Consider the following 16228-nt stretch of genomic DNA (forward strand, 5'->3'; position numbering starts at 1 on the left):
CGCGCCGGACAGTACGCCGCGCACGAGCCGGGCTAATGCACCCAGCTTCGGCAGGACGCCGGGCGTCTCGAACACCGAGCACAGCTTCAACTCGCGCAGTTCGATGTCACTGCCGATCGCTTCCTGAATGAAGCAAAGCGTCCGCTCGCGTCCGTTGCTCGCCGTCTCCGGGATGTCCCGAGTCATCACCATCAGCACGCGTCTGGTTTTCATTTTGCACCCTGTCTCTGCGAAGAGTCCTCGTCTGATCAATGGCTAAAGTACTTCTGGCCCCAGCCGGGCTCGCGTCTGGCGCGCGTTTATTTGCCACGGAATTGAAGATTCGTTCGTATTCGTCCACCTGTTCCCGCTGCATGAAGCGACTGCGCTCGGCATGACAGCGTCGTGCTACTGCGTCGTAAAATGCGCCGTCGCCCGCAAGCCTCGCGATGAGTGCGCCCAACGCCGCCGTGTCGCCGCGCGGCACGATCAATTCCGGCACTCGCGCGTAGATTTCCGGCAACCCGCCGGACGCGAATGCCACTGACGGTTTGAAGAATTCCCACGGCTCGATGCTGACGATGCCAAACGGTTCGTCCCACATCGATGTGACAACGACAAGATCGACGAGCCCGTAGAACGCTTCGCGCGGCATGAAGCCGTTATGTGTGACCTTCAGTTGCGGATAACGCGCAACCAACGCGGGAATGCATCGTTCGTTATCTTTGCCCGCAATATGCACCTCGAGGTTCGGCACATCTGCCGCCGCGATACTGGCAAAAAACTGTTCGATGCCTTTGGTGGCATCCGCTCTTCCGATGAAACCCACCTTGAACGGTTTGCCCGGCACGTGGGGCTTTGCATTCATGCCACGCATCAAAGGCGGCGCATTGTGAATCACGATCGGTTCGCTACGCGGAAAGAATCCCACCTCGCGATGCCGCTCATCGACGAAGCGGCTCACGCTAACGGCACGGTCGACCATGCGCGATAGCCATGCTTTCGGACGTGCTACAGCTCTGCACTGACCGCATGGCGTCACGCACGCCTTATCGTCGGCGAACATCGTCGAGCGCGGGCATAGCAGCCAGTAATCATGATTCACGTGAACGACAGGCAAGCCGCGTAAGCGTGCGGCGACCCATAGCGCAGGTCCAATCCCTTTGAGGGTATTCGTGCAGAGCACGTCGGGGTCGAGCGTTTTCAGGCGCCACCAGGTGAGCGCGAACATCAGCGGATTGAAAACATCGACGATGCCGAACAGCATCTTGACGATGCGGCCGCGTTCCCCATGACGAAACTGGTCGTACACGTTGAGATTGGGAAGCACATGAACGTCGAGTTCATCGCGCGTGGTCCGCTCGCCCTTGCGCGTGTTCGATAGCGTCAATACCGATACGTCGTGTCCACGCCTTTTCAATTCAACGGCGAGCGCGTGAACCATTACCTCTGCACCGCCGACGACGTTGGGCGGAAACCGGTTCGCGCAGAGCGTGATCTTCATGTTCGGTCCCTGTGATGAAGCGAAAAGCCGAAGGTCACCGCCCAAAACAGCACGACCGACACCGCCGTGGCGGTTGCGGGCGAATACATCATGAACGCGCGCGGCATCAGAAACGGCGCGGCAGCGATCGAGGCGACAGTCACGCCTTGCTTGACCATGATGAGCCGATATCGCCGCGCAGCGACGAGCCACGTGCTGAGCCCCGCGTCGGCAAAAGTGGCGACCGCGCACAGCGTGGCATAGATCATCACGGAAACCCCGGCCTCGAATTTCGGACCGTAGATGACGTCGAACACTCGCTGTCCCACGAAGATGCTGGCAACCCACCCGAAAACGCCGACCAGGGCGAGATAGAATGCAAGCCTGACCGAGCGCGAGCGCAATTGCTCCTCGTTGCGCCCGACGTAGACCATGCTCGGAGCGAGTGCGAGCGCGAGCGTCGTGCCCGCGGAATTCCATTGCTCGACGAGCGAAGCAGCCGCCGCATAGATGCCAAGATCAGCCTTTGACATCAACACGCCGAGCAACAACCGATCCATGCGCAATACGATGACGCTCGCGGCGATTGCCGGCCAGATCTTCAGGCCGCGCGACACGAGCGTGCGCGTGATGATTGAATCTCGGGGCTTCGACCGTGGACTGCTGAAGGCCATCGAACGATAACGGCTAAATGGCGCCACCGCCGCCACACACGCTTCGAGCGGCCATGCGAAGGACGCGAATATGGCGCCCATCGACGCATGAGCGGCACCCAGCAGCCAGAGCACACGCACGCCGCTCGCATAAGCTTTTGCGCGCGTAATGACCCACGGCTTGGTCTCCGCATAGGCCATCAGCGAACCTAGCGCAAGTGGCTCGACCGTCAATACGAGCGCCGCTATCAGCGTAAGCGCGGTCGCGCTCGACACAGGCATGGCAAGCACCACGATGGCCATGAACGACATCATCACGGCAAACGAAAGGGCCAGACGCAAGCGGAACGTGTGATAGAAGATCAGATGCCGCAAGCGCCGATGCTTGCCAAGAATCGGCGCGATAACGGGCGCGCCAAAAATCAGTGCGATGCTGCCCACCACATAGACGAGCGACAATGCAAATTGAAGTTCGCCAAAGAGACGCACTCCATAAAGATCCGCGAACAGATGATTGCTCGCCACAGCCGCAAGCGCGCCGACGACCTTTTCGGTGACAACGCCCGAGAACGAGGACAGCAGGAGTTGCAGGAAGGAGTTCAAGCTTCAGCCCCAGGTGCGTTGTGGGCGGGTGCTGCGTGCACTTCGTGCATCGACGCAGTACCACCACGCACAAGCGAGTGCCGCGTATGCGAGCGTGCGAATTCCGAAGACATTCCAGTATTCGCCCTGCTGTAAGCCGAATCCGGCGTATGACACGAGCTTCGTCGTCAGCCATAGAAGCACGATGCCGCCGCGCATCGCAACCACTATCTGCAATGCGACAAGCGCGCCGTAGACGAGCCCCGTCATCGCGATGAACACGGCTGCCCCTGCAAAGCCGAACCAGTAGACTGGAACCGCCATTTGCCCCATCGTGAAAGTTACGTCATCGTGAATGTAGGCGCGCAAAATCTCGGGTGTGCCATACGCGAGCATGACGTCGCGCAATCCACTCACGGCGCCGTCATCGAAAAATGTCGGGGCCTTAAGCGATGAAAGCGAGCCCAACACCCGCCCGAACGCGGCGGAACCGCCCTGTGGCGCACCAAAGAGCGTCGCGTCGCCATCGACGACATACCAGACCTGGCCTTGCAGCAATACGCGCGACAGCATCGTGTCGGACGTATCGAGGCCTTGTCCTTGATAGGCATAGAACACTGAAACACTGCCGAGCAAAAGTGCCACGACTGCACCCAAAACGAGGTAGCGCTTCACGGGCTTGCCATTCATCGCAAGGATGGCGACAAAGGGCGACAGCATGGAAAGGCTCAAGCCGAGCACCGACATGAATTGCTCGCCATGCAGGACTTCAAGAACGGCGTCAGCCGCACTCATGGAAAGCGCTAGCCAGCGCACCCAACCGCTCTGCGCTGTCCAAAGCGTTCCCAACAGCACAGCCACGAAGAGTTGATTGTTGAGGAAGAGATTGAAGATCGGGCCCGCGCCTTCGCTGTCGTTGCGCAGTGCAAACCGGTTCACGCCTTTCAGCAGTGCAAAACCTTCGGTCGCCCCCGCAATGGCTCCCGCCGCCAATACTGCCGCCGCCAGCGCAAGACCGAGCATCAGGCTCGGGTTATCGATGGTCAGGCGCGGTACGATTCGCCCGCGTATCCGACGACGTTCGGGTAACACACGCTCGAAGCCCGCCAGCGCGCATGCCGTGAAAATGACGTAAAACCATACGAGGCGGCTGAATGCGCCATTGGCTTCGCCTTGCACGCCGGTTTCCGTCAGATAGCCGCCCGCTTCAATGCCCACTCCGCCGAGAAAAACCGTCAGGCTGATGCAGAGAAGATAGAGCATCGATACAGAGAACACCGGACGCCACCAAACAAGCGCCAGCACGCCGGCACATGCGAGCGCGAATGTCGCCGCCGCGCTGAGGCTCGCGAGCCCGAGCGCAGGCAGCGCCGCATTGGTGGCCAGCGCGAGCAGCATCAACGCCGCGACGATCAACCCATATGCATTATTCGGCGATATCTCATTGGCCGGCATAAACGAGCGCATGAGCATGTCAGGCCTTTGCACGACGTGCGATGCCTTCGAGCGCGCGACGAAGGTCGCCGCTAACAGATTGGCTAGAGAAACGCCGCGCATTCTCCCGGCCGCGAATGGCGAAGTCTTGACGCAAGCACGGGTCCTCCGCGACCCGCTCGATCGCATCGCGCCAGAACTCGACTCGCAGCGGGTCCTGCACGGCGATAAACGTATCCTTCATCGTGAAGCGATACACCGGCAGATCGGAAGCAATCACTGGCAACCCGGTAAGCTGTGCTTCGATCACCGTCCGTCCAAAGCCTTCATGCAGCGTCGGCGATACATAGGCATCGGCGGCTTGATAGAAGTAGGCCAGATCCTCCTCGCTGACTCCCTCGACGAAATGCGCCTGGATACCCGCATCCCGCGCAATTTCCTCGCATTGCTTGCGGTTCGCAGCGTTCTGCGCTCTTCCCACGCGCAGCATGACGATGTCCTTCCTGCCGAGCTCGGCCAAAGCGCGAAATACGGTCACATTGTTCTTGCGCGTCTCGTCCGTGCCGACGTTCAGTAGTACGAGCGCATCGCCGAGGCAAAAGCCAAGCCGTTCCTGCAATGCGATGCGCGCGCGATGGCGCACTGCCCTATCCGTCGGCGCAATGCTTGCGTCGAACGCGTTCGGCACCAGTTCTATCGATTCCGGTTTCACGCCCAGTTCGGATATTGCATCCCGAATCGCGACGTCCGTGGTCGAGATGACGAGATCGGCGTGCGGAATCAGATGCTGCAGAATCCTCATGTAATGCGCCTTGAGCGTTTCCACGAGACCGCGCGTATGGTCTCGGGAAGCGACGTGGTGCATCACGATGCATACGCGTCCGCCGGCCAGCTTGATGAACGGAATCATGTATGCCATGTCTTCCTGATACAACACGATCACATCCACCCTGCGCGCAATCCGCATCGCGCGAAGCGGATAGAGCACGAATTGCGTCCAGTACCGCTTGAACGAACGGGAAGGCGCAGGAATGTCCACTGCCTGCGTCGAAAAGTCGTCGAACTGCTTCATCATGTCGAGGCAGGCGAGGCTGTATCGCATTACGCCATTCCAGCTCGCCGGCCTCGGGCCGAGAAACCATACAACTTTCGCCTGCGTCTTCGCCGTGGTCGCTGTGTTCGCTGTACTTGCCGTGGCACTACTCGCGCCATGCGTCGTTCCATCGAGCAACGACTCACTGATTCGGTTCATCCCGCCTTCCCCTTGCTAAGGTTGCATGCGCCCGTTCGTGGTGGTGTGCGAAATCATTCACGTCGTTGCTGCGCAGCATTGCCCGACATGCCAACTCGAAGGCGCCCTCCGCCCACTACCTTGAGATCTACAACGCGAGTCATTGGCCATTCACCGCTGCAAGCCGGCCGATGAAATTCTGGCGAGCGTCGAACGGTATTTCATGAGGCGCTTAGCGACGCCGCCGTTTTATTCGAGTCTTGCCGTCGCTTCGTCCGGGTATTTGTATGCGTCGGAGTAATAGGCGTAGCGCAGCGGCGATGGATCGAAGCCGTTGAATACCAAACCATCGACTTCCGTGCCCACCTTGTTTAGCCGCGACACCGATTCGCTCACTTCCGAGTAACTCACCATCCCTTGACGGGCGACGAAGATAGTGGCGTCGGCCACCTTGGACAGAACAACGGCGTCGGCCATCGGCAGCACTGGGGGAGAGTCGATCAAGATCATGTCGTAGTGGTCGCGCAGCGATTCGATCAAAGCTTTAAGGCGCTCGAAACCGAGCAGATTGCGCACCTGGCGTACGTGCCTGCCCGCAGGCAATACGTGCAAAGTCTCAAACGGCTGGCTGATCGCCTCGATCGCGTCGAGCTTGCCTTGCAGTACGCTCGACAAACCGTCTTCGCGATTGATCGGCAAATAGCGATGCAACCCGGAACGGCGCATGTCCGCATCGATCACGAGCGTCTTCAGGCCTCTTTCCGCATAAAGGTAGGCGAGGTTCGCGGAGAGCATTGACTTTCCCTGCCCCGGCACGGCCGACGTCAAGAGCACGACCTTCGACCCTTCCTTCGATTCCAGCTTGTGCTGCAAGGAATGCGCGAGGGAATCGATCGCCTCGACGAGCGGCGTATCCGATTGCTCATGGCTGAGCATAAAGCGCGAAGTATTCGCACTGCTCGCCTGAAGTTGATGCGGCGAGATGGGCAAGACGCCCAGCGTCTGAATGCCGACCATCGATTCGAGCCGCTTCGGATCGCGAATGCGGCCAGAAAAAAGCGCAATCAGTTGCGTGACGACGAAGCCCAGCACGACGCCAAACGCGGCGCCAAGCAGGAGCACGATCGCCTTCTTCGGACGGACTGGCTTGACGGGAACCAGCGCCTTGTCGACGAGCGCCGCATTGCCCACCGCGCCTGCTTCGGCGATCTGCAATTGCTGTGCGTTGTCCATCAAGCCCACGTAGAGCTGGTTGTTCACCTCGACATCGCGTGCAAGGCGCAGGTATTGCTGCTGCATCGAGGGCAAGCTCGCGATACGGCTCTGCAGTTCCGCGGCTTTTTGATCCAGTGCCTTGAATTTGTTTTCTACCGCTATCAGCTGCGGTTGGCCTTCTTTCCAACGCTGCCGAAAGTCTTCGTAATTCAGTCTTGCTTCGAGTCGCTCCTTCTCGATGAGCGCGGATTCGTCGAGCAGATTCTTGGCCTCGCCCTGAACGTCTATCGTGCCTTCCTTGTTTCGAAAATCGTTGAGCGCCTGCTCCGCTTTTTGCACGCGCTCCTTCACGATGGGCAACTGCGAATTCAGGAACGCAAGACTGCGTTCGGAATCGGCAGCACGGCGCTTGCTGTTCGAATCGAGATAGGCGGCCGCGAGCGCGTTGACGAAACGCGCAGCAAAGACGGGATTGACGTTCTCGTAAGAAAGCTGCATTACGCCAGACTGACGCTTGGTCTCGGCAGCGCTGAAGACTTTCTGAATCTGCTCGAGGCGCGTTTGTGTCGGCACGCGCTTGACCGTGAACTCGGTACCCGGGCGCGCCAGAATCTCCTCGATATCGACCTTGTAGCCGTTTGCTTGAGCCGGTGTGCCGACGCGGCCGCTCAACGTCTCGCGGCCATCACTGTCCTTGAGCGTCCACTTGCCATCTCCGATGAAATCGAGCTCGAGCTTCTTGCCGATCTGATCGTCCGGCACTTCATAGGCTCTGAACACGACATGCTCGCCACCCCACGCCCAGTGCGGCTGTTCGAAGGGCGCCTCGACCAGTCCGTTCGGCTCTCTGGGCAGAATGGTCGACAGGAACCCGCCGACCAGCGGCACGGAATTCTTGACCGAGACTTCCGCTTGCGCCGCCACGGTGTCCATGGCCTTGAGCATCACCTCGCGCGAACGCAGAATGTCCAGTTCCCCGGCGATAGGAGAGTCCTGCACGTCCAGCGCTCGGGACACATCGGAAAGCGAGCCGAGCGGACTCGATTTGCGCTCCTCCACCTGGATCAATGCATCGGCAAGATATACCGGCGAGGAAAACACGATATACGCGATCGACAGCATCACACAGCCGAAGAAAACGCCAAGGAAAATCCATTTCCGCTCAATGAGGTTTTCCAGCATGTCGACAGACGACAGCTTTACGCCGTCTTGAGCGCTTTCCCCCCGCAGATCGAAGATGTCACGCTCATACGGCGGGGTTCGGTGGAGGTCCATTCGTTGACTCCGTTGTTCTTTTGACAGATTGACGCAAAGTACGCGCTGACCCGCCGTGGTCCGTCAGCAGGAGATAAGTACGTCACAGCATGAGACCACAGCCTATTCCCCCGAATCTGTTGTCCACCCAACACAGCGTCTTTATTCATCTGCTTTAATCTTTCGCCATTCCGCATTCGGTTCGCTTCAAGCAGGCTCCATGAAGACATTCAAACGGATATTGCTTGCAACTCTGCTTTCAGTGAGCGCATGGACGGCGTTCGCCGCTGATGATGCTCCGTCAGCCTTGAGCGCGCCCAATACATCCGGCAGCCTTCGCTTCAAGGGCTCTTCGAACGGAAACCTTCCGGGAACCGCATCCATCTCCAAGATCAATGTCCATACGCTGCTTTATCCCGGAAGCACGACGCAAGTACTCGCGCACTATCTGCCGTGGTGGGGACCCGATCCACGCGGGCTGGACGCGGGCTATCGCTCCGACGATCCCGCCCAGGCCCGGCGTACCTTTGCCGACATGCGTTCGCGCGGGATCGACGGTCTCATCGTCGACTGGTATGGCGAGGGTCACTTCGTCGACAAGGCGTGGAAAGCGTCGATGCCTATCCTCGCGGATTTCCCCGAGCTGACGTTTTCAATCATGATTGACAGCGGCGCATTCAAATTCAATGCGTGCAAGGGCTGCGATCTCACGCAGACCATACTTCACCATCTGGATTACGTCGCCAGGGAATATTTTCCATCTCGCCAATATCTGCGCTATCACGGGCGGCCGGTCGCATTTGAATTCGGCATGGAAGCAGTGGGCCAAGCCGATTGGGCGCGCATTCAGGCTGCGCATCCAGAGGTCGTCTGGATTCACATCCATGCGCACGGGCTCAATCTGCCCGGCAGTCAAGGCGCTTTTGTCTGGGTGCAAGCGGACTCCAAAGCAAAATACCGGGGCGATCCCGCCGATCTCGAAGGCTTGAATGTCTTCTACAACACGTTGACAAGCCTGCCCTGGAAAATCGCGGTGGGCGGCGCATGGAAAGGCTTTGACGATTCGAAGGCGCCGTGGGCCGCGGCGTCTGCGCACCTGCTTCCGCAGGATTGTGGCAATACCTGGCTGCAGACCTTTAAGCTGCTCAACGAGCACTACAGCGCGCACAATCAGTTGCCCTTCCTGCAACTCGTGACGTGGAACGACTACGAAGAAGGCAGCGCGCTCGAAACGGGCATCGCAACTTGCACGAAAACCGATGCACGGCGCGCCGGGCAAACACTGACTCTTAGCGTGAGCTACCCCGAGACGGTCGATCATCTCGAACTCTATAAACAAGCTGACGGTGGCGCGCTCGAACTCGTCGGACGCTATCCCGCCACGACCACCTCGATTTCCCTGAGCGATGCATCAGCTCAAGCGTATTTCATCAAAACCGTCGGTAAACCGTTTATCGAGAATACGGTGACGGGGCCAATTCGCGGGAAATAATCCGCTCCACGACGCCAAGCGAATCTATGCAGTGTTCTTGGTCAACCGTTCCGCGTGATGCAAACAAGTACCGCCGCCCGACTCCCGCACGCTGTGCCGCATCCATATCGGACTCCTTGTCGCCGACCAGAATCGAAGCTTGCATATCGAGGTCGAATTCCCCACGTGCGCCTTCGAGCATGCCGGGTTGCGGCTTTCGGCAAGCACACGTCTTGCGGAACTCACCCACGCCCGCTTCCGGGTGGTGCGGACAGTAGTAGACGCGGTCGATTCGTGCGCGTCTAGATAAGAACTCGCCCTGCATCCAGCGCATGAAGTCGCCGAATTGGGCTTCGGTGTAATAGCCGCGCGCGATGCCCGCCTGGTTCGTCACGACGGCGACCAGATATCCGGCCCGGTTTGCCGTGCGCACGAGCTCAAAAATGCCGCCTATGAAAACGCAGTCTTCCTTGCGATGCACATAGCCGAAGTCTTCGTTGATAACGCCATCGCGGTCGAGAAAGAGCGCCCTACGCTTCATCGACGCTCGCCCGGAAGAGCTGCGGAATCAACGTCTGCGCACGCGCATAATCTTGCGGCACGCCAATATCGATGAATTCACCGACCTGCGCGTACACGCGCACATCAACCGACCTGAGGGATTTCTCGAGAAAATCCCGTTCGAAAGAAAATTTTTCGGGGAAATCGCGCGAAAGCAGACGCGTGGCATCTATCGCATAGACACCCGCATTGATCAAACCCGCGCCTTCGTGCTTTTCCTTGAATGCGGCAAGTCGGCCGGTCTTCGCGTCGATATCGATGGTACCGTAACGCGAGGCGTCGGCAACGTGCGTCGCGGCCATCACGATGTCCGCATCCGCCTCCTGCAAATGCGCGCTTAGAGCGTTCAGATCGACCTCACAGAGCGTATCGCCGTTCAGGACTAGCATCGCAGGGGCGCCGTACGCGCGCAACGCATGGACGATGGCACCGCCGGTGCCAAGCGGCTCGCGCTCTTCAACAAACGATACGGCGATGTCCGGACGCGATGACGCGACAAAATCCCTGATGCTGTCCCGCCCGAACCCGAGCGACAGCACGGCTTCAGGAACGCCTTGCCGCGCAAGCGCTTGCAGTAACCAGCCGAGAAACGGCCGGCCGCCAATCGGCGCAAGCGCTTTTGGACATTCGTCGCCGAGCACGGAGCGCAGCCGCGTGCCAAAGCCGCCAGCAAGTATCAGGCATGGCAGCGGCAAGCTCATCCGAAGATCTCCTCTTCAACGAGACCGCAAATGATATGGCCGCACACGAGATGCCCTTCCTGGATCTTCGGCGTTTCGGAGGAAGGCATGTCGAGCAAGATTTCGCAGCGTTCGCGCATCATTGCAGCGCCGGTGCCATTGCCGGTGAAGCCCACGGTATACAGGCCGGCAGCGCACGCCGCTTCCAGAGCGCGCAGAATGTTGGGCGAGCGTCCCGATGTCGAATAGGCCCAGAAAACATCGCCAGCTCTGCCAGCCGCCTGAATTTGCCGCTCAAAAAGCCTTTCATAACCATAGTCATTGCCGATGGCCGTCATCACTGACGTATCGACCGTCAGCGCAAAGGCGGGCAAACCTGGGCGATCGAACATGAAACGGCTCACAAATTCGCCTGCAATGTGTTGCGCATCCGCTGCGCTTCCGCCATTGCCTGCAAGCAGAACCTTATTGCCTTCACGAAAAGATTGCGTAATGCGCGCCGCGACGCGTTGTATGCGCTCGATCAGACCTTCATCGGCGGCAATCGCTTGCAGTATCCCCGCACTCTTCGCGATTTCTTCTCGTACGCTCATGCTCATCTGAACTTTCTCCATGACTGTGCGCCAAGATCGGTGAAGGTGCAGTTAAGGACGCTGCCATTCAGATCTGGATTCGCGCGCAATGCACGCATGAGCCTCGGGCGATCAACCGGATCGACAAAGAACATCATGAAACCGCCGCCGCCTGCACCTGACACTTTGCCGCCCTTCGCGCCCGCGTTCACCGCGATGCGATAAAGCTCGTCGATCTTCGGATTGGAAATGCTCTTCGCCATGCGCTTCTTGGATTCCCAGCCATCGCGCAGGGATGCGGCGAATGCATTGAAATCGGCCTTCAGGACCGCCTCCTTCATGCGAACCGCCTCTTCCTTGACGCGATGAAGCGCAGCAAGCGATTGCCCTTCGCCGCTCACCACATTCGCGCTTTGTTCCATGATGATGTTCGCCGATTCGCGCGAGACGCCCGTAAAGTACAGCACGAGCGAAGCCTCGATTTCGGCCTTCGTTTCCTGCTTGATGCGCAGCGGATTCACGATCACCCGGTCGCCGTAGAACTCCATGAAATTCAGGCCGCCGAATGTGGCGGCGTACTGGTCCTGCTTGCCGCCGGCAAGGCTGAGATCGACACGCTCGATATCGTGCGCAAGCGATGCGATGTCGTACTCTCCGAGCGGTAGCGAGAGCAGCTCGGCGAAAGCCTGCACGAGTGCCACCACGATAGTCGATGACGATCCCAGACCGGAACCCGGAGGCGCCTCAGAATATGTTGTAACGGTCACGGCAAGCGGATGGCCACCGTTGAAATCTCTGACGATCCGGTTATAGACACCCACATGCAAGGCAAGGCCGTCGCGTGTATGGAGTTGTGGCGCGACGGGGCCTATCCATCGTATATCCGTATCGGCGGCGACGAGCTCGATAGTCGCGTCATCGCGCGGCGCGATGGATGCGTAAGCGAATTTATCGATCGTGACGTTGAGCGCAAGGCCGCCGAAGCGGTCGGAGTAAGGCGGCACGTCGGTGCCGCCGCCTGCGAGCCCCAATCGCAGTGGTGCCCTTGAACGGGCGACAAAGTCGGTCATTATTTCCAGTCTCTCTTTTTAACCACTTCCAGGCGTGCTGATTCCATACGTCGTCGCTTTGAAGTACTCCACAGTCATTTCCTCTTTTTTGAATTGTTGAATGGCAGGACGTGGCGCCATCGTTTGTAATTCCTTGCCACGAATGATCTTCATTTCGGATAGCGATGTATTTTTTTCCGCAAAGATCCCGTCGAATTGCGGCAAACATGATCGTCATCTGGCAACATTTGAGGATGCATTCTGCTATACGCGTATCCCCGCATTGGTGCGCCGTCGCACACAATCCGCTAAGTCGGTGTACGCCAACCAAGGACTGCTCCACGTCGAGGGGTTGTGTTGGAGTGAACCCCTGAGGCCAGGCCGTGGATTCAACCCGCCTGCCTGCTTTTTTGAGCGGGGGTTTGGAGCTGATCCCGATAGCGATGACTAACGAGTGCGGCAGATGTCTTGAATGGGTGAACGAGATACGGAAACTGGTTCTTTTGTGCAGAGTCACACGGTTTTTCGTAGGGTCGTTATTCATCATGCCGTCATGAACTCTGACTCGTATCAGCATGTCGTTTCAATGGCATCTGCGATAACATGCCTGGCCGAGAATGCGGATGGCGCGACTTTCGGAATTCGATGTGGGGGGTGCTATTTCACGTTGATTGACGGCGATATCGCCGCAGCCGAACGATTCCAGCAACCATTACATCTGCCGGTTGAATTTACCCGTCGCTAGTACGCTTGAGCGACCGCAGGAACGCTTCGATTGGGACATTACTGCGTAGCTGAAGAAAGCGCAAAAGCCGACCCTCACGGGTCGGCTTTTGCAGCGCCCTTTCGGCGCGCCGATTTCCAACGGTTCGCAAGCTCGTCTTGCCAACCGGTTGAGACTACGATTTTGCTATAGATGCATGGGGCGCGGAGCCCCCCGCAGGCGATACCGCGAAACTACTGAGCGCCGTACCCGCTGATCTCGCTACGGACCACGAGTCTGCTGCTAACCGACTCCACGCCGGCCACGCTTTTCGCGACGGCGATCGCCAGGTCGATCTGTGCCGGATCGGGCACGCTACCGCTCAATAGAACGGCACCGTTATTAGCCTTGACTTTGATGTTAGTAAAGCTAAGCCCCTGACTCCTTGCGTTCCTCAAAGCGTGGCGAACATCTTTGGCAAGCTGCCGGTTTGCTGCCTTGACTTCCTTTGCGCTTTGAACGGCGCTCGATGCAACTGATGCCGGGCCGCTTGCGCTTGTCGGCTGTGCATTTGCACCAAGGCAAGCGAGCACGACGAGCGTGCCGCCTGTCAGGTTAACCAATTGAACGAGTCTCATGCATTTTCTCCGCTTGCTGGATTTGAAATAAACACACATGGTTCCTGCGAGTATGCGTGAGCAGCATCGCTCCTTTCCTTGATGCGGTTGACCTGCATTACCGTGCTGCGGTGGCAACGGTGCAGTCAATCGGCGACATGTTCGTCAAACATCATGAGAGCGATCAGACTGATCAGTCCACATGCGCCCATATACCAGATTGGCGCATAGGGGTTCTTTGTCACACTAAGCAGCCATGTCACAGTGAAGGGAGCAAAGCCGCCAAAAAGCGTTACGCCCAGGCTATAAATGATGCCCAGAGAGCGGCCGCGGATTTCGCGCGGAAAACTCTCCATCAACAGAAGAAATCCGCCCGGACTGGAAAGAACCTTGAGAACGATGATGATCGCCACGCCCGGCAGGATCGTGGTCATGGCCGGCGCCCGAAGCATCACCGCGAAGGCTGGATAAAGTACCAGTAAGCCGGCCACGCTCGTAACATAGAGAATTGGCTTGCGTCGCTTGAGCCTGTCGGTGAGCTTGCCGCATAGCGGTGAGCCCATCATCAGGATCAGACCGGCAACCCCGCTCGGCAAGAATGCATTTGCCGCGGATAGATGCACAACGGTCATCAAATATGACGGCAGGTAGAGAACCACGATGTACATCGAAGACGTGCCGCCCAGCATCAGCAGCGTACCGAGGACGAGACGGCGCACGTCGTAGCGTGCTCTCTCTACGACGCGGCTGTCGCTGACAGGTAGGGCGTGGTGCGTTTCGTTGAGGTGGCGGCGAATATACAGGCCCACCGGGCCGATGATCAGTCCAAGCAGAAAGGGGACCCGCCATCCCCAGCTTTCCAGCGCGTCCGCGGGTAGAACGTGGGTCAGCACGAAGCCACACAGCGCGCCAGCAAGTGCCGAGGCGCCCTGGCTTGCCATTTGCCAACTGACCAGATAGCCGCGCGTACCTGGAGCGGCTGACTCCATCAGGAACGTAGTCGAAACCCCGACCTCACCGCCAGCCGAGAAACCCTGAAGCAGGCGCGCACCGACAATCAGAAGCGGCGCCGCAAGGCCGATCTGCGCATAGGTCGGCGTCAAGCCGATGATAGCCGTGCCCAGCGCCATCAAAAGTATGGTTGGCGTCATCGCAGCCTTGCGGCCCCGGCGATCGGCGTAGGCGCCGAGCACGATTCCGCCAATCGGCCGTATCACGAAGCCGACCCCAAACGTTGCGAACGACAAGAGAAGCGAGCCATACCGGCCATCGACCGGAAAAAAGAGTTTGCCGATGAGTGCAGCAAAAAAACTGTATACCGTGAAATCGAATATTTCGAGGGCATTGCCTAGCGCCGTTGCCACGATCACCCGCCGTTGCATGGCCGTATTTGCCGTGCGGACGGGTATCTGTATGTGCGGCGGTGCATTGGTAGAACTGGAGATCTTCATATAAAGGCTGGAAATCGCGCTGGGAAAGCGCCCCTCTGCGCGGGCGCCTTCCCAGCGTCGGATCGTTATGCTCGAGTTCAGAACTTGTGGTACATGCCCAAAGACACCGTCAGCGGAGTCGTGCCCTGCTCGGGCGCTGTGGAGCCCGGTTGAGTGGGCAACGGCGTTCCGTTCAGGATGACGGACGAGATGCCGTAATTCCGGATGAAGCCCGCGCGAGTATACAGACCCGTACGTTTTGACAGGTTGTAGTCGTAACCGAGCATCACACCCAGCGCCGAATCTTTTGCTGGCCGCCCCGCGCTATCACGTACACCGGAGGTGTCGCGATAGACGATCGACGCTCGCAGGGCATGAGGCCCGAAGGGCAGAGTCCCGCCCAACATATAGGAACGTGCAATACCGTTGCCGGCGAGATTCGGCGCCACCTGATTGAACGCGGCCGACAACACGAACGTGCCTACATCGTAGATGGCGGCGACGCCATATATGTCGTTACGCACGGTTTGCTTCCCCGAGGCCGTCGCGACGGGCGCGCTCCACACCTGGTTATAGGCCGTAGCAAGGTACAGAGAGGCGTTCGTCCATGAGGCGACGACACCTTGATTCGAGGCATAGGGGCTGACACCCTGTGTGCCATTGAACGCATACAGGAATGTCGCTCCGAAACCTCCGACACGAGGGGTAGTCCAACTCACCGCGTTGCTCTCGCGGACGAGCACCTGGCTCGACCCCGGGCCCAGATCGGCGTTGTAGCCGATACCCCTTCTGGTCTGGACCGCGCCGCCCGCAAGCCAGGTAACGACGGAGTTCGTCACCACCTCTCCAAACGGATCGGCAAACTCCGGCAGATTTGCAGTCGTCTGACGTCCAACGCGCAGAGCGCCCCATGTCGTCGAACTGAGGCCAACCCATGATTCACGATCAAATATCGTCTGGCTCGTTTGCAGGCTGCCATTGTTAAGCTCGAAGCCGCTTTCCAGATTGAATTCGGCTTTCAGGCCGCCGCCCAGATCTTCTCGACCAAAAAAACCAAACTGCGATGTATGCACGCCACCACTCTGCGTCTGCCAGAGCGTTTTTCCTCCAACGCTCTGATAGTTGATGCCCACGTCGGCGACACCATAGAGCGATATTCCATTGTTTAGAAGAGCGGTATTGAATTGCGGTAACGTGGACAGGGTCGACTGGATGTACGAGTCCGCGTAAGCCGCGTGAGAGAACCATACGATTCCCACAGCACAGACAATTTTCTTGTATTTCATCTTGGGTTTTTATTCTAGTAGGGTGTCG

14 protein-coding genes are annotated in these 16228 nt (G+C 58.6%); 1 reads left to right on the top strand and 13 read right to left on the bottom strand.

The features are described 5' to 3' along the window. Nucleotides 1-106 precede the first annotated feature (106 nt). The 5 genes from LJ655_RS15570 to LJ655_RS15590 all read right to left on the bottom strand — a co-directional run bounded on the left by LJ655_RS15570 (nucleotide 107) and on the right by LJ655_RS15590 (nucleotide 7852). The gene (locus LJ655_RS15570; protein WP_230562142.1) at nucleotides 107-1483 is read right to left on the bottom strand and encodes a glycosyltransferase; all 1377 of its coding nucleotides are present in this window, start codon (nucleotides 1481-1483) and stop codon (nucleotides 107-109) included. Continuing rightward, nucleotides 1480-2718 (bottom strand): MATE family efflux transporter, encoded by a 1239-nt coding sequence (locus tag LJ655_RS15575; RefSeq protein ID WP_230562143.1) that lies wholly within the window; start codon nucleotides 2716-2718, stop codon nucleotides 1480-1482. The genes LJ655_RS15570 and LJ655_RS15575 overlap by 4 nt, the downstream gene beginning before the upstream one ends. A gap of 3 nt (nucleotides 2719-2721) precedes the next feature. Next, entirely contained in the window at nucleotides 2722-4170 is a 1449-nt protein-coding gene (locus LJ655_RS15580; protein ID WP_230562242.1) for a DUF6418 domain-containing protein, read from the bottom strand. Between the two features lies 1 nt (nucleotide 4171). Then, nucleotides 4172-5233: a glycosyltransferase gene (locus LJ655_RS15585; RefSeq protein ID WP_230562144.1), complete on the bottom strand. Its 1062-nt coding sequence runs from the start codon at nucleotides 5231-5233 to the stop codon at nucleotides 4172-4174. Between the two features lie 378 nt (nucleotides 5234-5611). Beyond that, nucleotides 5612-7852: a polysaccharide biosynthesis tyrosine autokinase gene (locus LJ655_RS15590; protein WP_230562145.1), complete on the bottom strand. Its 2241-nt coding sequence runs from the start codon at nucleotides 7850-7852 to the stop codon at nucleotides 5612-5614. Between the two features lie 199 nt (nucleotides 7853-8051). On the opposite strand from LJ655_RS15590, the gene LJ655_RS15595 reads away from it, so the two are divergent. Further along, nucleotides 8052-9323 (top strand): glycoside hydrolase family 71/99 protein, encoded by a 1272-nt coding sequence (locus LJ655_RS15595; protein ID WP_230562146.1) that lies wholly within the window; start codon nucleotides 8052-8054, stop codon nucleotides 9321-9323. Here the strand turns inward: LJ655_RS15595 and gmhB are convergent. The 8 genes from gmhB to LJ655_RS15635 all read right to left on the bottom strand — a co-directional run bounded on the left by gmhB (nucleotide 9283) and on the right by LJ655_RS15635 (nucleotide 16200). Next, nucleotides 9283-9843, bottom strand: a complete 561-nt coding sequence (gene gmhB, locus LJ655_RS15600) for a D-glycero-beta-D-manno-heptose 1,7-bisphosphate 7-phosphatase (RefSeq protein ID WP_230562147.1) — start codon at nucleotides 9841-9843, stop codon at nucleotides 9283-9285. The two genes, LJ655_RS15595 and gmhB, sit on opposite strands and share 41 nt — an antisense overlap. Continuing rightward, nucleotides 9833-10564, bottom strand: a complete 732-nt coding sequence (locus LJ655_RS15605; protein ID WP_230562148.1) for a nucleotidyltransferase family protein — start codon at nucleotides 10562-10564, stop codon at nucleotides 9833-9835. The genes gmhB and LJ655_RS15605 overlap by 11 nt, the downstream gene beginning before the upstream one ends. Further along, a complete protein-coding gene (locus tag LJ655_RS15610) occupies nucleotides 10561-11142 on the bottom strand; it encodes a D-sedoheptulose 7-phosphate isomerase (RefSeq protein WP_425605812.1) in 582 nt (193 codons plus the stop codon). The genes LJ655_RS15605 and LJ655_RS15610 overlap by 4 nt, the downstream gene beginning before the upstream one ends. Next, nucleotides 11139-12185 (bottom strand): GHMP family kinase ATP-binding protein, encoded by a 1047-nt coding sequence (locus tag LJ655_RS15615; protein ID WP_230562150.1) that lies wholly within the window; start codon nucleotides 12183-12185, stop codon nucleotides 11139-11141. The genes LJ655_RS15610 and LJ655_RS15615 overlap by 4 nt, the downstream gene beginning before the upstream one ends. An 18-nt stretch (nucleotides 12186-12203) precedes the next feature. Beyond that, nucleotides 12204-12389: a hypothetical protein gene (locus tag LJ655_RS15620; RefSeq protein ID WP_230562151.1), complete on the bottom strand. Its 186-nt coding sequence runs from the start codon at nucleotides 12387-12389 to the stop codon at nucleotides 12204-12206. A gap of 732 nt (nucleotides 12390-13121) precedes the next feature. Further along, the gene (locus tag LJ655_RS15625) at nucleotides 13122-13505 is read right to left on the bottom strand and encodes a BON domain-containing protein (RefSeq protein ID WP_230562152.1); all 384 of its coding nucleotides are present in this window, start codon (nucleotides 13503-13505) and stop codon (nucleotides 13122-13124) included. A 125-nt stretch (nucleotides 13506-13630) separates the two neighbouring features. Continuing rightward, nucleotides 13631-14935: an MFS transporter gene (locus LJ655_RS15630; protein ID WP_230562153.1), complete on the bottom strand. Its 1305-nt coding sequence runs from the start codon at nucleotides 14933-14935 to the stop codon at nucleotides 13631-13633. Between the two features lie 77 nt (nucleotides 14936-15012). Continuing rightward, complete coding sequence (locus LJ655_RS15635; protein WP_230562154.1) at nucleotides 15013-16200, bottom strand: porin; 1188 nt, start codon at nucleotides 16198-16200, stop codon at nucleotides 15013-15015. Nucleotides 16201-16228: the final 28 nt, after the last annotated feature.

Source organism: Paraburkholderia translucens, from assembly GCF_020881035.1.
Lineage (GTDB): Bacteria > Pseudomonadota > Gammaproteobacteria > Burkholderiales > Burkholderiaceae > Paraburkholderia > Paraburkholderia translucens.

Excerpts from the sequence above, each read along its gene's own strand:
- LJ655_RS15570 (WP_230562142.1), bottom strand. The coding sequence starts at position 1,483 with ATGAAGATCACGCTCTGCGCGAACCGGTTTCCGCCCAACGTCGTCGGC.
- LJ655_RS15580 (WP_230562242.1), bottom strand. The coding sequence starts at position 4,170 with ATGCTCATGCGCTCGTTTATGCCGGCCAATGAGATATCGCCGAATAAT.
- LJ655_RS15585 (WP_230562144.1), bottom strand. The coding sequence starts at position 5,233 with ATGCGATACAGCCTCGCCTGCCTCGACATGATGAAGCAGTTCGACGAC.
- LJ655_RS15590 (WP_230562145.1), bottom strand. The coding sequence starts at position 7,852 with ATGGACCTCCACCGAACCCCGCCGTATGAGCGTGACATCTTCGATCTG.
- LJ655_RS15595 (WP_230562146.1), top strand. The coding sequence starts at position 8,052 with ATGAAGACATTCAAACGGATATTGCTTGCAACTCTGCTTTCAGTGAGC.
- gmhB (WP_230562147.1), bottom strand. The coding sequence starts at position 9,843 with ATGAAGCGTAGGGCGCTCTTTCTCGACCGCGATGGCGTTATCAACGAA.
- LJ655_RS15605 (WP_230562148.1), bottom strand. The coding sequence starts at position 10,564 with ATGAGCTTGCCGCTGCCATGCCTGATACTTGCTGGCGGCTTTGGCACG.
- LJ655_RS15610 (WP_425605812.1), bottom strand. The coding sequence starts at position 11,142 with ATGAGCATGAGCGTACGAGAAGAAATCGCGAAGAGTGCGGGGATACTG.
- LJ655_RS15615 (WP_230562150.1), bottom strand. The coding sequence starts at position 12,185 with ATGACCGACTTTGTCGCCCGTTCAAGGGCACCACTGCGATTGGGGCTC.
- LJ655_RS15625 (WP_230562152.1), bottom strand. The coding sequence starts at position 13,505 with ATGAGACTCGTTCAATTGGTTAACCTGACAGGCGGCACGCTCGTCGTG.
- LJ655_RS15630 (WP_230562153.1), bottom strand. The coding sequence starts at position 14,935 with ATGAAGATCTCCAGTTCTACCAATGCACCGCCGCACATACAGATACCC.
- LJ655_RS15635 (WP_230562154.1), bottom strand. The coding sequence starts at position 16,200 with ATGAAATACAAGAAAATTGTCTGTGCTGTGGGAATCGTATGGTTCTCT.